Below are 23,581 nucleotides of genomic sequence, written 5' to 3' on the forward strand. Positions count from 1 at the left end.
GCAGGCATGGAGGCATGGCCTCCCCTGCCGGTTCAGGGCTTAGACCTACCGTAGCGGGTGGGTGTGACTATTACGTTTCCGCCCCACCTGTTTACTAAGCATGCTGATTTTATTCCAGACCTCTGGTATGGCGTCCGCGGTCCGCCCCGCGGTGAGCGGGCCGCCGTCGGACGCTGCTGTCCCGGCAAGACCGTGGAGGCTGGCACCCAGCGCGGCGATTGCCGCCCAGCGCTCGTCCGGATCGATACCGGCGTCACGGAAGCGCCCGACGTCGGAACCCAGTTGTGCTAGCAGCGCACCGATGATCCCGGCGAGGACGTCGCCGCTGCCGGCGGTGGCCAGCCAGGGAGTGCCGTCTGCCTGGCTGTAGAAGTCCTGGAAGGGCGACGCAACCAGGGTGGTGGCGCCTTTCAACAGGACGGTGGCTTCCGTCTGGACTGCGGCGTGCCGGACCCAGGCAAGGGTAGCGGCCTCGATTGCCGGGCGGTCGGGTGCGGGATCGAAGTCCGGGCTGTCCGGGGAAGAGCCGAGCCGCTTCAGCAGGGACGCCAGCTCGCCGGCGTGCGGCGTGAGCACCACCTGCGGTGCCAGGACGTCGGGCAGGGCCGGGATGGCGCCGGCGTCGGCAATGACGGGCAGGCCTGAGTCGACGGCGTCGCGGGCCCGCTGGAGCTGTTCGGAGTCGCCGGGGCCCATGCCTGAGCCCACCAGCCAGGCCTGGACGCGGTTCCCGGGGACGGTGCCGGTGCTGCACACCACCTCCGGGCAGGACCGGCGTACCAGATCGGCCACCTCAGGCGGGCCCAGGTAGCGGACCATGCCGACGCCAGCGGCCAGTGCGCCGCGGCAGGCCAGCACCGCTGCGCCCGGATAGTCAGCGGATCCCGCGACTACTCCCAGTACGCCGCGCGAATACTTGTGCGAGCGCCTTCCGGGTTGAGGGAGGAGCCGGGCCAGGTCCAACGGTTCAAGCCTGCGCAGCGCGGGCCACGGCAGTTCGTCCTCGATGCCGATGGGCACCACGATGACACGGCCAGCATGGTCGGCTCCCGGGTCCGCCAGGAGCCCCACTTTGGCCGCACCGAACGTCACGGTCAGGTCCGCGGAAAGTACGGGCTCATTGGCAGCACCGGTGTCGGCATCAACGCCGCTGGGGATGTCGCAGGCCACCACTATCCCCGGCCGGCCGGAACTCTGCCGCTGCGCAGAGAGTGCGGTCACCAGTGCGGCAGCGGGTCCCCGCAACCCGCCCTGGGCGCCGGTCCCCAGTACAGCGTCAATCACGACGTCGGCGCTCCCCCCGTCAGCGGCCAGTTGGGTGGCGTTGGACTCGGTGAGGTGCTGAACGCGTCCGCCGGCGCGCTCAAAAGCAGCCAAAGCATCCGGGTGGGCGGCGTCCCCGGTGAGTACCGCCGTCGTACGCATTCCCCTGGCCGCCAGGAAGGATGCGGCGAAGAGGCCGTCTCCCCCGTTGTTTCCTTTGCCGGCGAGGACGGTCACGCTGGCTCCGTAAGTGCGCTTTCCTTGTGCCTGCAGCTCGCGGACCACCGCGTTGGCGAGGCCGTAGGAGGCGCGCTGCATCAGGACAGCGCCCATGCCGGCTGCCAGGAGCGGCTGTTCGGCCGCCCTGACCTGCGTTCCGGTGTAGGCGCTGATCATGTCAGGTCCGTCGGTGGTTCCGGGCTTCTACGCGTGGTGGGCTCAGCCTTCGGCCAGGACGGTGGCGGTGGCGATCCCGCCGTCGTGGCTGATGGACAGGTGCCAGCGTTTGACGCCCTTGGCCTGGGCCACGGCCAGGACTGTGCCTTTGATCTGGACGGTGGGTCCGTTCTGGTCCAGGCCGATCCAGCAGTCCTGCCAGTTCATGCCGGCCGGCGCGCCGAGGACCTTGGCCACCGCTTCCTTGGCCGCAAACCGCGCCGCCAGGGACCGTGTGTTCAGCTCGCGTTCCGCGGGCACAAACAGCCGGTCCCGGAGCCCGGGGGTGCGCTCAAGCTGGCGGCCGAACCGCTCGATGTCTACAACGTCTACGCCAATGCCAACAATCATGGCGCTATTCTACGGTGACGGTTTGAACCTGCGGCGCACAGCACGCTGCCGTCCAGTTCACACTTGGCATTGTGAATATGACAAATCGATGTAGATAATGGCGCATGGAAGCGTACCCCAACGGTTTGCAGCGGCCGCCGAAAAGGCGGCTCCGGAAGTGGCTGAAAGGCGTACTTCTCGCGCTCTTGGTCCTCGCGGCCCCCGTCCTCGCGCTGGAACTCTCCCACGTGATAGGCACAGCCAAAATGGTTGCCTTCGCTGATCGGCTGCAGCCACCACCTGCCTGGAAGGAAGACGCCCACAACGTAACTGGTGGTTTGTTCTGCACTGCCGTGGTGGAGCCGTGCGACAGCATGTGGCGCAGTTACCGAACCCAGCAGCCAGTGGTCCGGAATGACATCCAGAGGATCAGCGACGGAGCTGGGTTGGGAGTGCGGGTTGAAGGCGACTGCGAAACATCGCCGCTTCCGCCGAATGTCACCGCAATGTATGTGGCCTGCTCGGCCAAGGGTGTTCGTGACGGTTACGACGTGGAGATCCGCGTCCTGAAGCTCACAGACGATGACCCGGAACGGATCATTCAGTTCAGGCTGAGCAGCATTAAGAACCGCTGAGCGAAACAAAGGAAGCCCCGAGCCTGAGGCTCGGGGCTTCCCTGTGCAGCGAATCAGCCCCGTGAGGCCGGCCGGCGCTATTCTACGGTGACGCTCTTGGCGAGGTTGCGCGGCTGGTCCACGTCGTAGCCCTTGGCCGAGGCGAGGGCCAGGGCGAAGATCTGCAGCGGGACAGTGCTGAGCAGCGGAGCCAGCAGCGTGGGGGTTTCCGGGATGTAGAAGACGTGCTCGGCATAGGCCTTCACGGCTTCGTCGCCCTCTTCGGCGATCACAATGGTCTTGGCGCCGCGGGCCCGGACTTCCTGGATGTTGGAGACGACCTTGGAGTGCAGCGAGTCCCGGCCACGCGGCGAGGGGACCACCACAAAGACCGGCTGGCCTTCCTCGATCAGCGCGATCGGGCCGTGCTTGAGCTCGCCGGCGGCGAAGCCCTCGGCGTGGATGTAGGCAAGTTCCTTGAGCTTGAGCGCGCCTTCCATGGCCACCGGGTAGCCGACGTGGCGGCCCAGGAACAGGACGGACTTGGCGTCCTTCATGGAGACACCGAGTTCCTTGATCTGTGCCTCGTTGTCGAGGATTCTCTGGATCTTGGCAGGGATCTTGTGCAGGTCCGCCAGGATGTCCTTGATCTCGCCCTGAAACTTGTTGCCGCGCAACTGGGCGAGGTAGAGGCCCAGCAGGTAGGCGGCGGCAATCTGCGCTATGAAGGCCTTGGTGGAGGCCACCGCAATCTCCGGGCCGGCGTGCGTGTAGAGCACGGCGTCGGATTCGCGCGGGATGGTGGAGCCGTTGGTGTTGCAGATGGACAGGGTCTTGGCGCCCTGTTCCTTGGCGTAGCGGACGGCCATCAGCGTGTCCATGGTCTCGCCGGACTGGGAAATGGACACCACCAGGGTGTTGGCGTCCACAATCGGGTCACGGTAACGGAATTCGTGGGAGAGCTCCACCTCGGTGGCGATCCGGCACCAGTGCTCGATGGCGTATTTGGCCACCTGACCGGCGTACGCGGAGGTTCCACAGGCCAGGACGATGATCTTGTCAATGTTCTTCAACAGCTCAGGGTCGATCCGGAGCTCGTCCAGCGTCAGCTTGCCGTTGATGTCCGAGCGGCCCAGCAGGGTCTGCAGGACGGCGTCGGGCTGGTCGTGGATTTCCTTCTCCATAAAGGACGGGAACCCGCCCTTTTCCGCAGATTCCGGGTCCCAGTCAACGTGGTATTCCTTGCCCTCGGCCGGGGCGCCGTAGAAGTCGGTGATCTCCACGGTGTCCGCGGTGATGGTGACGATCTGGTCCTGGCCCAACTCCACTGCACGGCGGGTGTAGTCGATAAACCCGGAAACATCGGAGCCCAGGAAGTTCTCGCCCTCGCCCAGGCCAACCACCAACGGTGAGTTGCGGCGGGCAGCAACCACAACATCGGGCTGGTCGGCGTGCACGGCGAGCAGGGTGAAAGCACCCTCGAGGCGCTGGCAGGCCAGCTGCATGGCCTTCGTCAGGCCGCCGTCGGACGTGTCACCGTTCAGTTTGGTGCGGAAGATGTCGCCGAGCAGCACGGCGGCAACCTCGGTGTCAGTTTCGGACTCGAAGGTGTAGCCCTTTTTCAGGAGCTCGAGCTTGAGTTCGGCGAAGTTCTCGATGATGCCGTTGTGGATCAGGGCCAGCTTGCCGCCGTCGGACAGGTGCGGGTGCGCGTTCTGGTCCGTGGGGCCGCCGTGCGTTGCCCAGCGGGTGTGGCCGATCCCGGTGAATGTCTCCGGCAGCGGACGCGCCTCCAGCTCCGCCAGGAGGTTGCTCAGCTTCCCTGACTTCTTCCTGGATTCGATGGCACCCTGGGAGACCACCGCCACGCCTGCCGAGTCATAGCCCCGGTACTCCAGGCGGCGCAGTCCTTCAAGGACCACATCCAGCGCACTGTGACCGGCATTTCCACGGCCAGCAGAGTGGCCCACATATCCAACGATTCCACACATGGGCTCCAGCTTATCGGCAGCGCTGGGGAGATCTAAACCGGGGGCGTCCCATTTCGCTCTTAGGCGCGGGAAGGGCAGAATCTCTATGGTGACTGTGCAACGCAACGAAGCGAACGGCGAAGGCGTCTCCCCGTTCGTGGAGCTGGACCGGCAAACCTGGTCCCGCCTGGCTGCCCAGATGGAGCAGCCCCTTAACGAAGAGGACATCGTCCGCCTGCGTGGCCTCGGCGATCCCCTGGACATGAAGGAGATCCGCGAGGTCTACCTGCCGCTGTCCCGGCTGCTGCACCTCTATGTGGAGGCCGCAGGTCAGCTCCATGCGGCCACCACCACGTTCCTCGGCGAGCAGACCCAGCGCACTCCCTTTGTTATCGGCGTTGCAGGATCGGTGGCGGTGGGGAAGTCCACAATCGCCCGTGTGCTCCGGGAGATGCTGCGGCGCTGGCCCGGCACACCCAACGTTGAGCTGATCACCACGGACGGCTTCCTCTATCCCCTGGCTGAACTGAAGCGGCGCCAGCTGCTGGAACGCAAGGGCTTCCCGGAGTCCTATGACCGGCGAGCCCTGCTGCGTTTTGTGAGCGAAGTCAAAGGCGGTGCGGAGGAGGTCAGGGCGCCCTGGTACTCGCACGTCACGTACGACATCGTTCCGGACAAGGAAGTGGTGGTCCGCCGCCCTGACGTGCTGATCGTGGAGGGCCTGAACGTCCTCGCCCCAGCCCGGCCCCGCCATGACGGCCGCCAGGGGCTGGCGCTGAGCGACTTCTTCGACTTCTCCATCTATGTGGACGCCAAGACCGCCTACATCGAGGAATGGTACGTGGAGCGGTTCCGTAAGCTTCAGAGCACGGCGTTCGCCCAGCCGGAGTCCTACTTCCACCGCTACGCCACTCTGTCCCCCACCGAGGCCGAGCGGACCGCCCGCGACATCTGGAAGCGCATCAACGAGCCCAACCTGGAGGAGAACGTCCTCCCCACGCGGGGCCGGGCCCAGCTGGTACTGACCAAGGACGCGGACCACTCCATTCGCCGCATGCTCCTGCGAAAGGTTTAACACGCATGTGCCACAACTGCGTGGCGGACCCTCTTCAGTCCGGGGCGAGCCGCCGCTCCTTCGCCCGGTTCCTAGCCGCAGGCGCCGGGCTGACGGTGTTGGCAGCGTGCACACCGCCGGAGCCTCCGGTGGCAGCGCCGTCGTCGTCATCCTTAGAAGCTGCACCTGCGGTGACCTCCGCGTCCGCCTCCCCTGTGGCGTCCGCAACGGCGGAAAGTACGACGGCGGCAGTTGAGCCGCCTGCGCCGGCTCCCGCATCGCCGTCGGCAGCGCTGCCCCGGCAGTTCTCGCTGACGGACCCTGCCAGCCCCTGGCTGGTGGTCAACAAGCACCGGCCGCTGGCTCCGGCGGATTACGTCCCGGCGGACCTGGTCCAACCCAACGTCCAGCTAGCGGTGTCCGGCGAGGCTGCCCTCCTGAACAGCACGACTGCGGCTGCCGCGGAGGCCATGTTCACTGCCGCCGCGCGGGACGGCGTAATCATGACCCTGGCCAGCGGTTACCGCTCATATGTCACGCAGGTGACCACCTACAACGGTTACGTGGCGGCCCGCGGCCAGGCGGACGCCGATACCGCCAGTGCACGGCCCGGCTACTCTGAGCACCAGACGGGGTGGGCCTTCGACATCGGCGACGGCGGCGGGGCATGCGGCTTCCAGCCCTGCTTCGCCGACCAGCCGGCCGCGATATGGGCGAAGGCTAACGGCCACAGGTTCGGCTTTGTGGTGCGGTACCCGTGGATGTTCCACCCGGTCACCGGCTACTACTACGAGCCGTGGCACCTGCGGTTCATCGGCGTCGAAGCCGCCACGGACATGGCGAACCGCGGCATCAGCACGGTGGAGGAGTACTTCGGGGTGGAAGCGGCGCCGGGGTATCCCTGAATGTCGGCCTGGCCCCTTAGGATGCATCTGTAGCGGCCGAGTTAGGGCGCACCTGATTGGGGGAAGATGTTCACGGTTGAGGCGTATCCGGACGGCAACATTTATGGCGGGCGGCGCTGCATTGTGGATCACGACCGCCAGGCCAGGCTCGAACTGGTCAACGGTTCCGCCCAGTCGGGTGGCGACCTCTTCCTTCTGACATGGCAGGACCGCTCAATCCCCGTCGTAACCTTTAGCCAGGACGCCGCGGACCGTGATTCGGGGGAACACCAGATCCATGTTCATATCAGAGCGCTCGGTGAGAGCCGCTATGCGAAAAACAGCCATGTGAAAGCGACAACGTTGTCGGATGCGGACAGGTTTTTGGCCCGTCGGCTGGCCGCCGAGGCATTGCTCGTGTTCGGGTCGTGGTTTGACGGACTGACTTTCCAGGACGCCCATTACGTGGTGAAGGACAGCGTGGACGGTGACGACCTTTCGTACACCCTGTCCTCGTTCGGCTACAGCGGCGCGTCGAGGCCTCCCAACTACCATTCCCGGCTTGAGTGGACCGAACAGTCCATCTGCCGACAAGCGGTCGAGGAAGCGTGGGGACTGGACGTCCCGGACGCCGTTTTCGTTATTGTCCTGCACAACCGCAGGCGCGCCCTGCTGGCACACAACAAACACATGAAGCTGTCACTCCCTGAGCTGTTCCCCACCCTAGAGGTCGCAGAACTGGAGGACCTGGAAACCCGCGCAGACCGCCTTGCGTCAGAGGCGTCACGCTATGGGCATGCCCACCTCGACGACGCCGAGAGCATTGAATCCATCCTGACCCGGATGGAGGTTGATGCTCCTGGCTTCTCACGCGATACTTACCGCAGGACTCTCGCGTACGGAACTCTCATGATCATGGGCAACAGGGACGTTGAGAGGCAGTACCGCGAAAAACTGATCCAAACAGCGCGCTCTGAAAGCCTCCTCGACGGAGTCTTCGCCCTCCTGTACTTCAACCGGCGCCATTCGAAGTCGCAGTTCCTCGGGGCCATCCCTATCCATGACACACTCGGCCGCGTCCACTCCCGTGAGGAACTGGATGATGCCATGGCCAGGGCCGGGAAGCTCATTCAGGACGGTGGCCGGTACGCGTGGACTCCTGAGGAAACAGACCAACAAGTGGAACGGCTGACGGCGGACCATCCCGGTTTCAGCGTCCGCTGCGTTCATGACGCCCTGGACTGGGGCTACCAGCAGAACCGATGACGCTGGCGCGCTGAGCCTGCATGCGGCTCGGCCCTCGGGGCAGCCATCCGCCCCGCAAACAGCGCAGGCCCAATGGGCGACCTGGAGCATGCATTCACTGTTCCGGGCACGGGTGGCAGGGTCGGCGAACAGACCGGCCAGTTCCCTATCGCATGGCCGAGGTACTGGCGAACGGTAGTACCTTCCCTTAGTTCCCGACACGCTTCAGAAATTTACAGGCAGGCCATGTGCGGGTCACCCTGGTGCGCTAACTTGGGTCCTATGTTGACAGGATTCAAGAATTTCATCATGAAGGGCAACGTCGTAGACCTTGCCGTCGCCGTCGTGATGGGTGCCGCATTCGGCGCCGTCGTGACCTCAATTGTCGAGGGCCTGCTCACACCGCTGATCGGCCGTCTGTTCAATGCCAAGGGCATTGCGGAAATGCAGTGGGAGGGATTCATGTATGGATCCGTCATCGCCTCCATCATTTCCTTCGTGCTGGTGGCCGCCGCCATCTACTTCGTTGTCATCGTCCCCATGAACCACATGATCGAACGCCGCAACCGCCGGCTCGGCATCGACCCGGAGACCAAGGCAGACTCTGCAGAGGACCCACAGATCGCCCTGCTTACCGAGATCCGTGACGCACTGCAGAGCCAAGCCCGCTAATAGCGCTCGGCACCAAACAAGTGTGGCCCGCCTCCTGATGGAGGCGGGCCACACTTGTTTGCGTCTAGGTTCGGCCCGGCTATTCGGTTACCAGCTCCAGCGCGAGTTCTGAGCGGACCACTTGGGCCAGGTGTTCGGCGATGGATTCAGCTGTTGCCTCGTCGCCGGCTTCCACCATGACCCGGACCACGGGCTCCGTGCCGGACGGGCGTAGCAGGACCCGCCCTGTGTCCCCCAGCTGTGCTTCTGCGACGGTGACGGCAGCTGCGAGGGCTTCGGAGTCGTGGACGCGGGTCCGGTCCACGCCCTTGACGTTGATCAGAACCTGCGGGAGTTTCGTCATCACGGTGGCGAGCTGCTTCAGCGAGCGGCCTGTCAACGCCACCTGCGCAGCGAGCTGGAGACCTGTCAGCACCCCGTCGCCGGTGGTGGCGTAATCGGCGAAGATGACGTGGCCGGACTGCTCACCGCCCAGGTTGAAGCCGCCGTCGCGCATTGCCTCCAGAACGTAACGGTCCCCAACAGCAGTTTCGCGGATGCTGATGCCTGCATTGCGGAGGGCGATTTTGAGCCCGAGGTTGCTCATGACTGTGGCCACCAGAACGTCGTCAGTTAGCTTGCCCGACGCCTTGAGGGCGACGGCCAGGATCGCCATGATCTGGTCACCGTCAACTTCATTGCCTTCGTGGTCGACGGCCAGGCAGCGGTCGGCATCGCCGTCGTGGGCAATGCCCAGGTCTGCCCCGTGCTTGACGACCGCAGCCTTGAGCGGGCCAAGGTGCGTCGAGCCGACTCCATCGTTGATGTTGTGGCCGTCCGGTTCGGCGCCGATGACTATGACGTCAGCGCCGGCGTCTTTGAAGACCTCGGGAGAACAGCCGCTGGCAGCACCGTGGGCGCAGTCCAGGACCACCCTGATGCCGTCGAGACGGTGCGGCAGGGTGCCGAGGAGGTGGACGATGTAGCGGTCTTCGGCGTCGGAGAAGCGCTGGATGCGGCCGACGTCCGCGCCGACGGGCCGCTGTGGCTCATTACCCATCTGCTCCTCGATGGCATCCTCCACGTCGTCAGGAAGTTTCTGGCCGCCGCGGGCAAAGAACTTGATCCCGTTATCCGGTGCGGGATTGTGTGAGGCCGAGATCATGACGCCGAAGTCAGCGTCAAGGTCAGCTACGAGGTACGCCGCGGCAGGCGTTGGAAGGACGCCGGCGTCGTAGACGTCGATCCCCGAGCTGGAGAGCCCCGCCTCGACGGCGGCGGCAATGAATTCGCCGCTGGCGCGGGGGTCGCGTGCAACCACGGCGCGGGGCCTGGTGCCGTTCGTGTTGCGGTCATGACCAAGCACGACGGCGGCAGCCTGAGCCAGCTGCATCGCCAGTTCCGCAGTCAACAGGCCGTTAGCAAGACCCCGGACACCATCAGTTCCAAATAATGTAGACATCGGGTCAAGTCTAGGGGACGGGGGCGCGGGGGCTTATCCCCATATTCCATTGCTTTCTGCATTTTCAAGTGGTGTTAGTGGTCGATCCCCAACACCTCCTGTATGTTCGCCTACAGAGCATTGGGGTCTCGCAGTGTTACCGGCTGCGGCGAGCGGGAGGTACGGCATTGAAGCGAAGAGAAGCAGTAGGACTGGCCGCGCTTGTCATTTCTGCTGCTGTTGCCTACGTTTGGCGCCTGGATTTGAATGGCTGGGGCAATGGCTATTATGCGGCGGCCGCCCAGGCTGGCGCTGAGGATTGGAAGGCATTCTTCTTCGGTTCCTCGGACAGTGGCAACAGCATCACCGTTGATAAATTACCAGCAAGCCTATGGCTCACGGCCCTATCGATCCGACTGTTCGGCCTAAGCTCGTGGAGCCTGTTTGTGCCGCAGGCACTTCTCGGGGTTGGGACGGTGGTCCTCACATACCTCATAGTCCGCCGCCACTTTCGTCACAGTTCTGCCATGGTAGCGGGCATAATCATGCTGCTGACTCCCGCGGCCGCGGTGATGTTTCGTTATAACAATCCGGATGCGCTTCTCTTATTCTTGCTGACGCTGGCAACTTACTTCATGGTTCTGGCGTCGGAAGATGGACGGTGGCGCTGGGTACTGGGCGCCGGGGCAGTCATAGGCCTCGCATTCCTAACGAAATCTGCGCAAGCACTGCTGCTGCTACCGGCCCTAGGGGTGGTGTACTTGTATTCCGGTCCCGGACGCCTCAAACGGCGACTGCTGCAGCTGTTCGCAGGTCTAGCCGCGGTCGCCGTAACAGCAGGTTGGTGGATAGTCCTGGCGGAGGGGACACCACCAGACGACAGACCTTATGCCGGGGGGTCGTTCACCAACAGCTTCGTTGAAGTCCTTCTCAGGCAGAACGGCCTGGGCCGGATTCTGGGGGCGGCAGGGGGAGGGACGCCGGGGCAAACCCCGGCGACTCCCGGACTGCTCAGGCTAATACAGTATTCGTCGTTCGGGAGCCAGGGTGCGTGGTTATTGCCAGCAGCCATTCTTGTTCTGGTCGCGGCGCTGGTCTACCTCCGCCACCAGCCCCGTCTAGACCCTCGCCGCGCAACTCTGCTCTTTGCGGGCGGCTGGCTATTGAGCTACGCGGCTGTTTTCAGCTTCATGGGCGGCGTCATACATCCGTATTACCTGATTGCCCTAGCGCCGCCGATTGCGATGCTCATTGGTGGAACCTGGGAGATACTCCGGCCTGCCCAAAGGTGGCTACCGTACAGGCTCGTTTTGTCCTCCGCAGTGTTGGCAAGTGGAATTATTGCTTTTGGATACCTAACAAATGCCTCATCGTTGGGACCTGTTTTCGCGTTGGCCGTTGTGGCTTTGTGCCTGATCAGCTGCGAACTGATCGTGTTTCGGCTCCGCCATCGAATTGCACGCCGTTCCGCTGTCGCCTTCACTGCTGCGACCTGCGCGCTAGGACCCTTGTTGTTTTCCGTTTCTGCCATCGCCAGTCCCCACACGGGAGTTTCCCCGGCCGCTTCCATGATCGGAAGCCATGCGGTTCTGGATTCGCCTGATCCGTCTCTTTGGCCTGACGGCAATAGCCAGCGGATCAGAGGGTCCGCTCTCGGCCACCCGGCCGACGCCGATGTCGTAGAGTTCCTCGTCCAATCAGGGAACGTAGAGTCACGCTGGGCTGCAGCTTCTCCGGGTTCCCTGAATGCCGCCCATTATCAGCTCAGCCTAGAGTTACCGGTAATTCCTGTTGGAGGGTTTAACGGTAGTACCCCATACCCCAGAATTTCTCAGTTCAACGACTACATCGAATCCGGTCAGCTGAGGTATTACCTTGTGCGGCACGATTCTCAGGACATCGAGCCCGAGGCGGAGTTTGCCGACGAAGTAACCGACTGGGTGCGGGCCAACTTCGTCTCTGAGCAAATAGGTTCGATGGACGTTTTTGATCTTCGGCAGCGGCTGCCAAAGTGAGTGTTCTTCCAAAATGAGTGTTCTTTGAGTCGCAGAAAGCCCGCCCCACCATTGGCGGGACGGGCTTCCGTGCAAACGGGATTAGCGCTTGGAGTACTGCTGAGCCTTACGGGCCTTCTTGAGACCGGCCTTCTTACGCTCGATGACGCGGGCGTCACGTGAGAGGTAGCCGGCTTTCTTGAGGATGGCGCGGTTGTTCTCGATGTCGATCTCGTTCAGTGAACGGGCGATGCCGAGGCGCAGTGCGCCGGCCTGGCCGGAGATGCCGCCACCGTGGATGCGGGCGATGACATCATAGGCGCCGTCAAGATCAAGGATCTTGAAGGGCTCGTTGACGTCCTGCTGGTGCAGCTTGTTCGGGAAGTAGTTGTCCAGCGCGCGGCCGTTGATGGTCCACTTGCCGGAGCCGGGCACAACGCGGACGCGGGCAACAGCTTCCTTGCGGCGGCCAACAGCTGCGCCGGCAACGGTCAGTGCCGGGCGCTCCTTCTTCGGCGCAGCAGCTTCAGCAGCTCCGCTTTCAGAGGTGTAGCTGGTCAGGGTTTCCTCAGCCTCAACGGCTTCGGTGGTCTCTTCGTTCTGAGCCACGATTCTCCTTGTATAGATAAGTTGTTGGTGGCCAGGACTACTGGGCGACCTGGGTGATTTCGAAAGTCTTGGGCTGCTGGGCGGCGTGGGGGTGCTCGGCACCGCGGTACACCTTCAGCTTGCCCAGCTGCTGTGCAGCGAGGGAGTTCTTGGGGAGCATGCCCTTGATGGCCTTCTCAACGGCGCGGACCGGGTTGGATTCCAGGAGTTCCGCATAGTTGACGGAGGTCAGGCCGCCCGGGTAGCCGGAGTGGCGATATGCGCGCTTCTGCTCCAGCTTGGCGCCGGTTAGGGCAACCTTCTCAGCGTTGATGATGATGACGAAGTCGCCCATGTCCATGTGGGACGCAAAGGTGGCCTTATGCTTGCCGCGCAGCAGGATTGCGGTCTGGCTCGCGAGACGACCAAGGACAACGTCTGTGGCGTCAATGACGTGCCACTGGCGGTTGATATCGCCGGGCTTCGGGGTGTACGTACGCACGGTTTTTGCCTCGTTCTTGTTCTGGCGTTCTTGTCTAGGCGTCACTTAAGGTGTGCACCTACTATCTATGCGCTACCGGAACAGAGGTGAGGGCTCTATGTAACCAGTCATCCTAAGGTCCCGAATGTGCACGTTGAGTAGTTATCCTGCAACCGGATTCTCAAGCGGGCACGCATCATCGAGAAAGGACACGCACAACGACTACCAATGTTAGCTTGAACCGGGCCCCAGGGTCAAAATGGACTGACCGGACAGGTCCTTCGCCGTCCGCCGGCCCGACGATGCAGGGGACGCAGTGACTTCTTGGGGTGACGCTGGCTCAGCCGGACCACTGTTCGTGGCCGCCATTGGCCTCTTCGGACTCACTCTCTCACCCTTGACTGAGCTGCTCATTGCCAGGCTCCTCCCCCGCGTCGGTCCGCCGCCTGTTATGAGCGCAAGGATCACGACGTCGATAGTCACCGCCGTTTTCTGTGCAGCCTTTGCGTTCCGATTCGGTGCGCATTTAGCATTGCCCGCATTCATCCTCTTCGTCATTCTTGGTGTGCAGCTGGCCCGAATTGATGTCTCCCTGCATTTACTGCCGAACCCCTTGGTTCTTGCCCTAATGGCAGGGGGCCTGTTGCTCTTTTTCGGCGCCACATTTGGCGGGGAGCCGTGGTCCAGTCTCGTTCGCGCTCTGGCCAGCGCCACGATTCTCTTTGTCATCTACCTGATTCTGGCGTTAATTTCGCCAGCAAGCCTGGGAATGGGAGATGTTAAGCTCGCTGCGCCCGTGGGCCTCTACTTGGGGTACCTAGGCTGGAGCCAACTCCTGTACGGCGGACTGCTGGGTTTCATTCTGAACGGCCTTGTCACCGTGCTTGTCGTAGCACGAAGCAGCAAACAGCGCCCGTCAGAGGTGGCTCATGGGCCGTCCATGGTCGGGGCAGTACTGGCAATTTCCGCATTGATGCCCTAGTACAGGCTTCGAGCATTGCCTCCATCCCTGACTGCCTGGTCAGCAAGGGTCCAAGTAGTCAGCCGTAGATGCCTTTAGCTTTATGAGTACTCGCGTGAGAGTTCTGAGTACGCACATATAGGGGCCCCTGAAAAAGTCGAGTACAACTACGCATTGATGCGTCGAACCCCCAATGACAATCTCTTCTTAGCGAAGTCCGGCAACCGCTAAGAATTATGGGGGCAGCTGGAAATTCGTTGAAAGTATCCATTTCAAATTTCATCGAATTAAGGAAAATACAATGACTTCTCTTATGGTCTCAATGACTGCTTTCATCGCCGGCGTCAAGGATCGCTTTAACCGCGAAGAAAAGGGCGCAACGATGGTTGAATACGGCATCATGGTTGCCTTCATCGCAGTTCTGGTGATGGCAGCCGTCATCATTCTCGGCCCGAAGATCGCAGGCCTCTTCACAAGCGTATCGAACGCCATCTAGGTCCAGGCCGGAAACGGGGGTCGGAACTGCACCCCGCACGTTTTGTCCCCCGCCCGGCACGTATGGCGGCCTCGGCTCCAACTTCCGTTAGGACTAGAAAATGAACGCATTCCTTGCAACACTCACGTCGGTGCTTTACACCGCCAAGACCCGCCTTAGCACAAATGAGAAAGGCGCCACCATGGTGGAGTACGGCATCATGGTCGCCTTCATCGCAGTAGTGGTTATGGCGGCCGTCATCGTCCTTGGTCCGAAGGTCGCAGACCTCTTCACCCAAGTTTCGACAGCCCTTTAGGGCTCCAAGGGCTCTTGTGGTGACCAAACTTGGCCACCACAAGAGCCCAACTTTTCACTAAAACCGCGGGGACGCACTGGGGAGAGTCATGCAGTCAGACAGGAAGGAAAGAGGCGCTGTAGCGGTCGAGATGGCAATCGTTCTCCCGCTGCTGCTGCTGATACTTCTGGGAATTATCGAATTCGGCAGAGCCCTGAACGTCCAGGTGTCTTTGACCCAGGCAGCCCGCGAAGGCGCGCGCTACGCAGCCATTCACCACAGCGAAGCGGGACTGGACGTCAGCGGAACCGCTCTCGCTGCGGCGCCGGCTTTGGCCGGACTCGGAGTGACAGTCACCAATAATGCAACCAGCTGCACTTCTGGGGCGAACGTCACTGTCACCACGAAGGTGACCCTGTCCTCGATGACAGGTTTTCTTGACGCTGGCTTCTTCGGCGCACCAGGCGTCTTTCCGCTGAAAATGACTGGAGTGGGGGTAATGAGATGTGGCGGATGACGCGACTTCCTTTTTCCAAGGCCGGCTCAAGGAACACAAAGCAGGAACCTCAGCGGGGCGCTGCGACGATATTTGTGGCTGTGCTGATGGTGGCTCTCCTGGGTGTCTCCGCCTTGGCGGTGGACGTCGGGGCAATGTACGCGGAGAAGGCGCAGGTGCAGAACGGAGCCGACGCGACTGCCTTGGCGATTGGCGGCGATTGCGCCAAAGGGCTGAATTGCACTGCCGCCATGGCTGCATCCGCCAATCGGCTGGCTAACGAAAATGCGAACGACGCTTCCACGGGAGTTTTTTCCGTCACGCAGCCTAACGCCAATACAGTTCGGGTGGAAACGAACGCCCGTGAGGCCGGGACCGGAGCAGATCATTTCTCCCTCTTCTTCGCCAAGGTCTTAGGCATGGACGCCACAGGCATCACTGCAGCCGCTGAGGTATCTTGGGGCCCTCCTGGCTCTGGTTCCACACTTCCGTGGACCGTCAGCGAGTGCGTGTTCCGTAAGTACCTCACGCCAAGCCAGCTGACGGAACTCGACACCAGCGGAAAATTCACGGGCGACCCCATACCTACACACATTCTGCTTCGATACGACAAAAATGCCCCCGACTACCCTGGCTGCGCCGTTCAGAACGGCTATGAACCCGGCGGCTTCGGATGGCTGGTACCAAATGCTGAGTGCTCGACGGACATCGTTGCAGGCGGCACGGTCTTGGGCCAACCGGGAAACTCGTTTCCCAAAGTTGGGGGAAGCGACAAAGTCTGCCAAGACGTGCTAGCCGGGATCCTTAACGAACCCGTACTCATTCCACTCTTCAGCTCCGCCTTGGATGGAGGCGGCGACAAAACAAAGTACAAGCTGATCGGGTTTGCCGCATTTGAAGTCACTGGCTACAGGTTCGGCGGCTCCTTAGAGGTCGACGACGATCTCGCCCCGGACTGCAGCGGTGAGTGCAGGGGACTTCAAGGCTATTTCACTCGCTTCGTCACCATCGACGAGGGCACCGTGGCCGCCAGTGGAAGTTTCAACTTCGGTGCCACAAAGGTTCATCTAACTAAATAGAACCGCCCATCACCTATCTCGCTTTATCACCATCATGAAGGAGCAAACGAAGTGAAATCACGCCTACTGGGAGGCCTGGCTGCATTACTGCTTGCAGTAGTCGGAGCAATTCTCCTCTTTGTTTATGTCCAGGGCGCCTCCGCCCGAGCGCAGGCAGGCCTTGAGCCTGTGGACGTCCTCGTTGTCACCCAACAGGTACCGGCCGGTACCTCGTCGGCAGATCTTACCGGCAAGGTCCGGTCCCAAGCGCTGCCGAAGTCTGCCGTTCCGGAGGGTGCCCTGACCAGCCTCGACCAACAGGCGGGGAAAGTCACAGCAGTTGCCCTTGAGCCAGGGGAACAGTTGCTTTCAGCCCGTCTGGTAGATCCCCGCGAGTTGACTCCTGGCACTGTGCCGGTTCCCCAAGGCCTTGAGGAAGTCACTCTTCTGCTGTCGCCCGAACGAATCCTGGGTGGTCGGATTGAAGCCGGAGACACGGTGACTATATTCACTTCATTCGAAAAAGACGATCAGAAAACCGGCTTGCTCTTCCACGATGTTCTTATTACGGCAGTGCAGAAAGCTCCATCGCCATCGAAAGAGGGCTCCGGCTCAGGCACCTCGGAGAAGGCTGTGGAAATGCCCAGTGGCTCTGCCTTCATCACCGTTGCCAGAAACGACGCCGACGCCGCCAAGCTGGTCTTCAGCGCGGAATTCGGGAAACTCTGGCTGGCCAAGCAGACCGCAGACACAGCCAAGACCAATCCGCCCGTTACAACCTTCGGAGGGCTGTTCTAATGAGCCGTTTCGTGGCTATCACTGCAGTCCGCAACTTTGAGGGCAGGGTTCGCCAGGCAATTACCGGGGCACTCCATGGGGAGCTCCAGACCCTGTCTCCCGACATACTCTCAGGCGGGCCGGACGACGTCTTCAAACAGCTCAATGGTTCACCGCCTGAGGTCCTTATCCTTGGCCCTGGGGTCATGCCGGACGAGGCCCTCAAGCTGGCTACAGTATTTGATCTCCAGTATCCCGAGATCAGCCTGCTGCTGATCGCTGAACCGGAGCCGGACTTAGTTATGCGGGCCATGCACGCGGGAATCCGGGATGTTGTCACCTCTGAGATTGGCGTCAGCGATCTCCGTGTCCTGCTGGAACGTGCCTGCCTCGCATCTGCAAGCCGGCGTCGCGGTATGGCTCCGGCAGCAGAGGGCGCACAGGATCGAGGACGCGTAATCTCAGTGATGTCGCCCAAAGGCGGCGTAGGTAAGACCACGGTCGCCACGAACCTTGCCATTGGTTTGGGAAAAGTTGCCCCGATGAGCGTGGTCATCGTCGATCTCGACCTGCAGTTCGGCGATGTGGCCTCAGGGCTCCTCCTGGAGCCCGAACACTCCATCTCCGACGCAGTCCACGGGGCCGCTTCACAGGACTCCATGGTGCTCAAAGCATTCCTCACCGTGCACCCGGCCGGAATATATGCGATCTGTGGACCCAAAACACCTGCTGAATCGGATTACATTTCTGCGGAACACGTCACCAGGCTGATCAACCAGCTGGCAAGCGAGTTCAAATACGTTGTCATTGACACTGCTCCCGGGCTCGGCGAGCACTGCCTGGCCGCCCTTGAGTTGGCTACCGACGGTGTCTGGGTTTGCGGAATGGACGTGCCGAGCATCCGAGGACTGCATAAATGCTTCGGCGTACTGCGGGAGCTTCAGCTCCTGCCGCAAGGCCGGCACACCGTCCTGAACTTCGCTGACCGGAAAAGCGGTATCTCCGTACAGGACGTCGAAGCAACGATCGGGATGCCGATTGACGCTGTCATTCCGCGCTCACGGACCCTGCCGTTCTCGACGAACAGAGGCGTTCCTATTCTGCAAAGCAATGCAAGAGATTCTGCGGCCAAAGGGCTCAAGAAACTGGTCGACCGGTTTGATCCTCAATGGATCTCCTCCACACATACCAAGCTGCACCGACGGGTGGTTGTCTCGTGAAACTCTCAGATCGTCTTTCCAGGTCCGCCGGCGGTGCTTCCGGCAGCCGTCCCGAAGTCACTGCCGACACCCAGGCACCGGCAGGGACCTCGGAATCCGCTGCCATCCCTGTTCCTGCTGCCCCGCCGACCCCGACGTCCCACGGGCCATTGCTTTCCGGGGCTTCAGGCTTGACCGCAGCCCCTTCACAGTCTGTAGATGCTCTTGCGGGCCTCAAGCAGAGAGCAGCTCAAGCGCTGTTCGAGCGGATGGGCACTCGCTTCGGAGACACCGCTTCATCAGAAGAGAGTCTCCGGGCAACTGCCGTGGAGGAGCTCTCGTCAGTCATAGATCAGGAACAGGTTCCTCTAACGCCTGAGGAACGTCGTCGGCTGATCCGCGAGATTGCCGACGAAGTGATGGGCTATGGTCCGCTGCAGCGTCTGCTGGAAGACCCATCGGTCACCGAAATCATGGTGAACCGCTTTGACCAGATCTACATCGAACGCCACGGACACTTGACGTTGACAGGGACCAGGTTCAGCTCGGATGAGCATCTCCGGACCGTTATCGAGCGAATCGTTTCCAAGGTCGGCCGCAGGATCGACGAGAGTTCTCCTCTGGTAGACGCTCGTCTCGAGGACGGTTCCCGTGTGAACGCCATCATCCCCCCTCTCGCAGTCAATGGCCCGTCGTTGACCATTCGAAAGTTTAGTCACGTGCCGTTGACAGTGCAGAACCTTATCGATTGGGGCTCACTGACTCCAGAGATGGCGGAATTGCTCAGCGCCTGTGTACGGGCACGCTTGAACATCATTGTTTCGGGGGGCACCGGAACAGGCAAAACCACACTGCTCAACGTTCTGTCATCGTTCATTCCACCAGAAGACCGAATCGTCACCATCGAAGATGCTGTCGAACTTCAGTTGCAGCAGGAACATGTTGTGCGTCTTGAAAGCCGCCCACCCAACATTGAAGGCAAGGGTGCGGTCAGTATCCGCGAGCTTGTCCGGAACTCGCTCCGCATGAGGCCGGACAGAATTATCGTCGGGGAAGTCCGAAGCGGGGAATCGCTGGACATGCTTCAGGCCATGAATACGGGCCACGACGGCTCGTTGTCCACGGTGCACGCCAATTCTCCGAGGGATGCGATCGCCAGGCTTGAAACTCTTGTCCTGATGGCGGGGATGGATCTCCCCTTGAGGGCGATCCGGGAACAGGTTTCGTCTGCGGTCGATCTGATTATTCAGGTGACCCGCCTCCGGGACGGCACTCGCCGCGTTACCCACGTTACCGAGGTTCAAGGTATGGAAGGGGAAATCGTCACATTGCAGGACGCCTTCCTCTTCGACTATTCCGCGGGCGTGGATTCGCAGGGACGATTCCTCGGAAAACCAATTGCAACAGGCATTCGGCCAAGGTTCCTGGACCGCTTTTCGGAACTGGGGATTGCAGTCTCACCAGCCATCTTCAGCACTGGCGCCGTGCCCGTCGGGAGGCGGTAGCAGTGGATACGCCGTTCGTCTTTATTGTGGCAGTGGCGCTCTGCCTGGTGGCAATCCTCCTAGTGGTCTTTGTCGTCTTCAAACCGACTTTGGGCTCGATTCCTCTCGAGCGTAGGCGCCCGGCGGCCGAACCTGACAAGTCTGCGGTCTCGCGGATGTCGCAGTCCGCTGTGACCGCTGTCGAAAACGTCATCGGAGACTCAGGGGGGCCTTACAACAGGGAAGTCCTTTACAACGCAGGCGTGAAGGTTGCACCAGCCGACTTCACCGTCGGTGTCGGCATTGCTTCAGTCCTCATCGCCGCATTCGTAGCGCTGCTGACACACCCAGTCCTGGGAATGATGGCCGGCGTTGCCACCCCGTTCCTTGCCCGTGTAGCACTCAGTGTTCTCAGGGACAGGCGGAGAGCGAAGTTTGAAAGCCAACTCACAGACACCATCCAGATGCTTATCGGCGGCCTTAGGGTCGGCCACAGCGTTCTTCGCTCAGTGGAAGCGGCAGCCAACGAGGCTGACGCACCAACGTCCGAGGAACTCCTCCGGATCGTCAATGAGACGAGGATCGGAAAGGACGCCCGGATCGCTTTCGACGACGTCGCGGAGCGCATGGACAGCGAAGACTTCCATTGGATTTCCCAGGCCATCCAGATCAATCGCGAAGTGGGCGGCGACTTGGCCGAAGTATTGGAGCAAGTCGCGGGAACCATCCGGGAGCGAAGTGAAATCAAGGGTCAGATCAGATCCCTCAGCGCTGAAGGACGCATGTCCGCTTATGTCCTGATGGCTATGCCCGTCGGGGTTGCCTTCGTACTGGCTTTCATCAATCCCGGCTACCTCAACGTCTTCGTTGAAAAGCCGCTGGGCGTGTTGATGATGGTTGGCGCTTTGGTTATGTTCGCCGTCGGCGGGTTCTGGATGAGCCGCGTCGTGAAGATCAAGTTCTAAGGAAAAACGATGGCTCCCATTGAATGGCTGTTTATTGCGCTCATCGTACTGCCCATGTCGTACCTCGTTTGGGGCGTTGTGACGTCGGACCGGAAAGGCATTTTGGCTGTCCGGGTCAACCTGACCCAAGGCTTCGCACAAGACGGTGGCAGCATAGGTCAGCGATCCCCGGCGTTCCTGGTTCTGTCCAAGCGACTAACGCCCAAAGGCTACGAGGCTAAGCTGGACAGGTGGCTCTCCCTGGCCGGCCGGCCCACATCGATGCCACTGGACAGGCTGATTATTGCCAAGCCTCTGCTGGCCGTAGGCGGCGCGGCAATTGGACTTTTCCTCTACGCTAATTCTCCGTCCGCTCAAGTCATCGCGTTGGGCATATTCCTGGCCGCTCTTCTGTATTTCCTTCCGGATCTGCTGATCTATAACGCCGGAGTGAAGCGCCAGCAGGAGATTGAGCTCGAACTGCCCAACACCCTTGACCAACTGCTGATCTCCGTTGAAGCCGGCCTGGGCTTTGAGGCGGCCATGGCAAGGGCTGGCGGCAATGGTGGAGGAGCTATGGCACAGGAACTCACCCGCACGCTGCAGGACATCCAAGTTGGTCGTCCCCGGCAGGAAGCTTATGAAGCTCTGGCCCAGCGGTCCTCAGTTCAGGATCTTCGTAGTTTTGTCAGGGCAGTTGTACAGGCAGACAAGTACGGCATCGGAATAGCTAAGGTCCTTCGGACCCAGGCGAAGCAGGCTAGAGTAAAGCGCCGCCAGCGCGCCGAGGAAAAGGCGATGAAGCTCCCTGTCAAAGTACTGTTCCCTCTCCTCCTCTGCATCTTCCCGGTGCTTTTTATCGTGCTCCTCGGACCGGCGGCGATCAAGATCGTTGAAGCATTCAGCTAACTAGCCGACCCACTGCGCCTTAGGGCGCCCCAAAGACCGGACCCCCTCGGAACCCAGAACCGAGGGGGTCCGTTTGTGTGTGCCCGAACGCCACGGATTCCAAGTTTCTTCGCAGCGGAAACCAAGGATAAGCGCAGGAAATGAGCCCCTTGGGAAGCCTTAGCACAGGATGCTGCAAATTCCCGTCAATATGCCATCAAGCGTTGCTATGTTTTTGTCAGAGCTGGTGCAGGACCAGCCACCCCAACTCGCTCAGGAGTAACGAAATGCTTTCTCTCATCGCCACGCTTCAGACCATCGGTTTCAACCTCAAGAACCGCCTCAGCAATGAAAAGGGCGCGACCGCCGTCGAATACGGCATCATGGTTGGCCTCATCGCCGTCGTGATCATCGTCGCAGTCAGCACTCTGGGCGGGACCTTGAATGGGTTCTTCCAAAACATCAACGCCGAGCTTTAGGCCTCGGACGGGTGCACACCACCCGTTACAAGTGTTATCCAACGATGTGTGCGGTGCAGGAGGCGTACCTGCGCCGCACATCGTGTTTCCAACTACGCCCATGCAATAGAACCAGTTCAACCAAAGGTGCACCGTATGCAGAACAACGAGCGCGGAGCCGTTGCGGTCGAGTTTGCGATCGTGGCACCCGTCCTTGTCATGCTGCTGCTGGGCATTATGGAATTCAGCCGCGCCTATAACGCTCAGGCTTCGCTTTCCGCCGCTGCCCGCGAAGGCGTGCGGGTGATGGCAATCACCGGCAACCCAACCACAGCGCGGTCAGCAGCAAAGTCCGCAGCGGTTTCCCTGAAGCCGGGCTTGCAGGACGCCAACATAGTTTTTGGTACGCCATGCCCCTCGATGGTCAGCACCGGGACAAGTCCCCAGGCTACAGTGACCATCACATATTCCCTGTCCTCTCTGACCGGAATAGCAGGACCGTTCACGATGACCGGCAACGGAGCCATGCTGTGCGGCGGCTAGCACCAACGAAGAAGAATATCGACGGCGAACGCGGCGCCGTGAGCGTGATCGTCGCCATTATACTGGTAGCCCTTTTGGGCTTCGGCGCCATGGCCGTAGACGTCGCCATGATGTATGCCGAGCGCGCCCAACTCCGAAACGGAGCGGACGCTGCAGCCTTGGCGGTGGCCCAAAAGTGCGCGAAAAACACCAGCGACGTCGACTGCTCTAGCACCTCTTCCCTGGCAAGGAGCCTCGCGAACCGCAACGCGAATGATGGACTGAGCAATATCAAGTCGATAGTGCTCAACACGACTACCCGCACCGTGACGGCCACCGTCGGATCCCAGGAAGCCGGTCACGCCCCAAATCAGGTGTCCCTCTTTCTTGCCCGCGCACTGGGCTTCAACACCACCGAGGTTAATGCCCCGTCGACCGTCGTTTGGGGCAGCCCGGAAAAAGGACTGACCGTCTTTCCTATTACGGTATCCATCTGCCAAGTCCGCGGCCAGACAGACGTTATGCAGCTCCTTCGCCTCCATGGAACCGGAGCCAATCCCGGCTGTTTCTACGGACCGTCCGGCGCAGCAGTTGAAGGCGGGTTCGGTGGTCTCCAGCAAGACCTCAATTCGTGCGGAGCTGTTGTGGACATCGCAGCGGCCGAGGGCAACGGCGATACCGGAAATAATTCGCCCCCCCACTGTGAAGACACACTGAACTCCTGGGCAGCAGACATGAACGCCGGCAAGGACGTCATCATCTTGCTGCCGATTTTCAATAAAGTGACCGGCACAGGAACAAATGCAGTTTTCGGGCTTACCACTTTCGCCGCGTTCAAAGTTGCCGGGTGGAAGGTTGGCAACCCGGGGCTTCCCTACACCTTCCGCAATAGAACACCGGACGTTCCGGCGGCGTTGGAGTGCAGGGAACCGTGCCGCGGAATTATCGGAACGTTCGTCAAATACGTTTCCCTGGCGAAGGGCTACACATTGGGTGAGGTCAAGCCGGATGGCGCCACGGTCGTTGGTTTCCCGGCCAGTACGCCACCATGATTAGTAACTACAGGAGCATTCA

General features: G+C 61.2%; 25 protein-coding genes. 19 read left to right on the plus strand and 6 right to left on the minus strand.

Going from position 1 to position 23,581, the window contains the following annotated elements:
- Positions 1-45: 45 nt before the first annotated feature.
- Complete coding sequence (locus tag ABIA70_RS03350) at positions 46-1,659, minus strand: NAD(P)H-hydrate epimerase (RefSeq protein WP_354146170.1); 1,614 nt, start codon at positions 1,657-1,659, stop codon at positions 46-48.
- A 42-nt stretch (positions 1,660-1,701) separates the two neighbouring features.
- Positions 1,702-2,049, minus strand: coding sequence for a holo-ACP synthase (locus tag ABIA70_RS03355; protein WP_354146171.1), 348 nt, complete (start codon positions 2,047-2,049; stop codon positions 1,702-1,704).
- A 104-nt stretch (positions 2,050-2,153) separates the two neighbouring features.
- Here ABIA70_RS03355 and ABIA70_RS03360 point away from each other — a divergent pair, with 104 nt between their 5' ends.
- Positions 2,154-2,663: a hypothetical protein gene (locus tag ABIA70_RS03360; protein ID WP_354146172.1), complete on the plus strand. Its 510-nt coding sequence runs from the start codon at positions 2,154-2,156 to the stop codon at positions 2,661-2,663.
- Positions 2,664-2,740: 77 nt separating this feature from the next.
- On the opposite strand, the gene glmS is transcribed toward ABIA70_RS03360, so the two are convergent.
- Complete coding sequence (gene glmS, locus ABIA70_RS03365; RefSeq protein ID WP_354146173.1) at positions 2,741-4,633, minus strand: glutamine--fructose-6-phosphate transaminase (isomerizing); 1,893 nt, start codon at positions 4,631-4,633, stop codon at positions 2,741-2,743.
- A gap of 85 nt (positions 4,634-4,718) precedes the next feature.
- Between glmS and coaA the strand changes: the two genes are divergently transcribed.
- The 4 genes from coaA to mscL all read left to right on the plus strand — a co-directional run bounded on the left by coaA (position 4,719) and on the right by mscL (position 8,467).
- Positions 4,719-5,687 (plus strand): type I pantothenate kinase, encoded by a 969-nt coding sequence (gene coaA, locus ABIA70_RS03370; RefSeq protein WP_354146174.1) that lies wholly within the window; start codon positions 4,719-4,721, stop codon positions 5,685-5,687.
- Between the two features lie 5 nt (positions 5,688-5,692).
- Entirely contained in the window at positions 5,693-6,571 is an 879-nt protein-coding gene (locus tag ABIA70_RS03375; protein WP_354146175.1) for a M15 family metallopeptidase, read from the plus strand.
- A gap of 66 nt (positions 6,572-6,637) precedes the next feature.
- Complete coding sequence (locus ABIA70_RS03380) at positions 6,638-7,816, plus strand: hypothetical protein (RefSeq protein ID WP_354146176.1); 1,179 nt, start codon at positions 6,638-6,640, stop codon at positions 7,814-7,816.
- 261 nt (positions 7,817-8,077) lie between these two features.
- Positions 8,078-8,467 carry a large conductance mechanosensitive channel protein MscL gene (mscL, locus tag ABIA70_RS03385; RefSeq protein WP_354146177.1) on the plus strand — a complete coding sequence of 130 codons (390 nt, stop codon included), beginning with the start codon at positions 8,078-8,080 and terminating at the stop codon, positions 8,465-8,467.
- 79 nt (positions 8,468-8,546) lie between these two features.
- Here mscL and glmM read toward each other — a convergent pair whose 3' ends face one another.
- On the minus strand, positions 8,547-9,908 hold the full coding sequence (gene glmM, locus ABIA70_RS03390; protein WP_354146178.1) for a phosphoglucosamine mutase: 1,362 nt from the start codon (positions 9,906-9,908) through the stop codon (positions 8,547-8,549).
- Between the two features lie 167 nt (positions 9,909-10,075).
- On the opposite strand from glmM, the gene ABIA70_RS03395 reads away from it, so the two are divergent.
- Positions 10,076-11,902, plus strand: a complete 1,827-nt coding sequence (locus ABIA70_RS03395) for an ArnT family glycosyltransferase (RefSeq protein ID WP_354146179.1) — start codon at positions 10,076-10,078, stop codon at positions 11,900-11,902.
- A gap of 81 nt (positions 11,903-11,983) precedes the next feature.
- Here ABIA70_RS03395 and rpsI read toward each other — a convergent pair whose 3' ends face one another.
- Both rpsI and rplM read right to left on the minus strand, forming a co-directional pair.
- Complete coding sequence (gene rpsI / locus ABIA70_RS03400) at positions 11,984-12,490, minus strand: 30S ribosomal protein S9 (RefSeq protein WP_131682862.1); 507 nt, start codon at positions 12,488-12,490, stop codon at positions 11,984-11,986.
- Positions 12,491-12,527: 37 nt separating this feature from the next.
- Positions 12,528-12,971 carry a 50S ribosomal protein L13 gene (gene rplM / locus ABIA70_RS03405; protein WP_015937805.1) on the minus strand — a complete coding sequence of 148 codons (444 nt, stop codon included), beginning with the start codon at positions 12,969-12,971 and terminating at the stop codon, positions 12,528-12,530.
- Positions 12,972-13,347: 376 nt separating this feature from the next.
- Here rplM and ABIA70_RS03410 point away from each other — a divergent pair, with 376 nt between their 5' ends.
- From ABIA70_RS03410 to ABIA70_RS03470, 13 genes are all read left to right on the plus strand, one after another.
- Positions 13,348-13,932, plus strand: a complete 585-nt coding sequence (locus ABIA70_RS03410) for a prepilin peptidase (RefSeq protein ID WP_354146180.1) — start codon at positions 13,348-13,350, stop codon at positions 13,930-13,932.
- Positions 13,933-14,212: 280 nt separating this feature from the next.
- Positions 14,213-14,407: a Flp family type IVb pilin gene (locus ABIA70_RS03415; RefSeq protein ID WP_354146181.1), complete on the plus strand. Its 195-nt coding sequence runs from the start codon at positions 14,213-14,215 to the stop codon at positions 14,405-14,407.
- A gap of 100 nt (positions 14,408-14,507) precedes the next feature.
- Positions 14,508-14,702 carry a Flp family type IVb pilin gene (locus tag ABIA70_RS03420; RefSeq protein ID WP_354146182.1) on the plus strand — a complete coding sequence of 65 codons (195 nt, stop codon included), beginning with the start codon at positions 14,508-14,510 and terminating at the stop codon, positions 14,700-14,702.
- An 88-nt stretch (positions 14,703-14,790) separates the two neighbouring features.
- Positions 14,791-15,198, plus strand: a complete 408-nt coding sequence (locus ABIA70_RS03425; RefSeq protein WP_354146183.1) for a TadE/TadG family type IV pilus assembly protein — start codon at positions 14,791-14,793, stop codon at positions 15,196-15,198.
- Entirely contained in the window at positions 15,195-16,256 is a 1,062-nt protein-coding gene (locus tag ABIA70_RS03430) for a pilus assembly protein TadG-related protein (RefSeq protein WP_354146184.1), read from the plus strand. The genes ABIA70_RS03425 and ABIA70_RS03430 overlap by 4 nt, the downstream gene beginning before the upstream one ends.
- A gap of 51 nt (positions 16,257-16,307) precedes the next feature.
- Positions 16,308-17,033, plus strand: coding sequence for a Flp pilus assembly protein CpaB (gene cpaB / locus ABIA70_RS03435; RefSeq protein ID WP_354146185.1), 726 nt, complete (start codon positions 16,308-16,310; stop codon positions 17,031-17,033).
- Positions 17,033-18,232: a CpaE/TadZ family protein gene (locus tag ABIA70_RS03440; RefSeq protein WP_354146186.1), complete on the plus strand. Its 1,200-nt coding sequence runs from the start codon at positions 17,033-17,035 to the stop codon at positions 18,230-18,232. The genes cpaB and ABIA70_RS03440 overlap by 1 nt, the downstream gene beginning before the upstream one ends.
- Positions 18,229-19,716: a TadA family conjugal transfer-associated ATPase gene (locus ABIA70_RS03445; protein ID WP_502917154.1), complete on the plus strand. Its 1,488-nt coding sequence runs from the start codon at positions 18,229-18,231 to the stop codon at positions 19,714-19,716. The genes ABIA70_RS03440 and ABIA70_RS03445 overlap by 4 nt, the downstream gene beginning before the upstream one ends.
- 2 nt (positions 19,717-19,718) lie before the next feature.
- Positions 19,719-20,660: a type II secretion system F family protein gene (locus ABIA70_RS03450; RefSeq protein WP_354146188.1), complete on the plus strand. Its 942-nt coding sequence runs from the start codon at positions 19,719-19,721 to the stop codon at positions 20,658-20,660.
- Between the two features lie 9 nt (positions 20,661-20,669).
- A complete protein-coding gene (locus tag ABIA70_RS03455) occupies positions 20,670-21,548 on the plus strand; it encodes a type II secretion system F family protein (RefSeq protein ID WP_354146189.1) in 879 nt (292 codons plus the stop codon).
- A 266-nt stretch (positions 21,549-21,814) separates the two neighbouring features.
- Positions 21,815-22,006: a Flp family type IVb pilin gene (locus ABIA70_RS03460; RefSeq protein WP_354146190.1), complete on the plus strand. Its 192-nt coding sequence runs from the start codon at positions 21,815-21,817 to the stop codon at positions 22,004-22,006.
- Between the two features lie 135 nt (positions 22,007-22,141).
- The gene (locus tag ABIA70_RS03465) at positions 22,142-22,528 is read left to right on the plus strand and encodes a TadE/TadG family type IV pilus assembly protein (protein ID WP_354146191.1); all 387 of its coding nucleotides are present in this window, start codon (positions 22,142-22,144) and stop codon (positions 22,526-22,528) included.
- Positions 22,529-22,566: 38 nt separating this feature from the next.
- Complete coding sequence (locus ABIA70_RS03470; protein ID WP_354146192.1) at positions 22,567-23,559, plus strand: pilus assembly protein TadG-related protein; 993 nt, start codon at positions 22,567-22,569, stop codon at positions 23,557-23,559.
- The last annotated feature ends 22 nt before the right edge of the window (positions 23,560-23,581 follow it).

The organism is Arthrobacter sp. 754 (genome assembly GCF_040548695.1).
Lineage (GTDB): Bacteria > Actinomycetota > Actinomycetes > Actinomycetales > Micrococcaceae > Arthrobacter.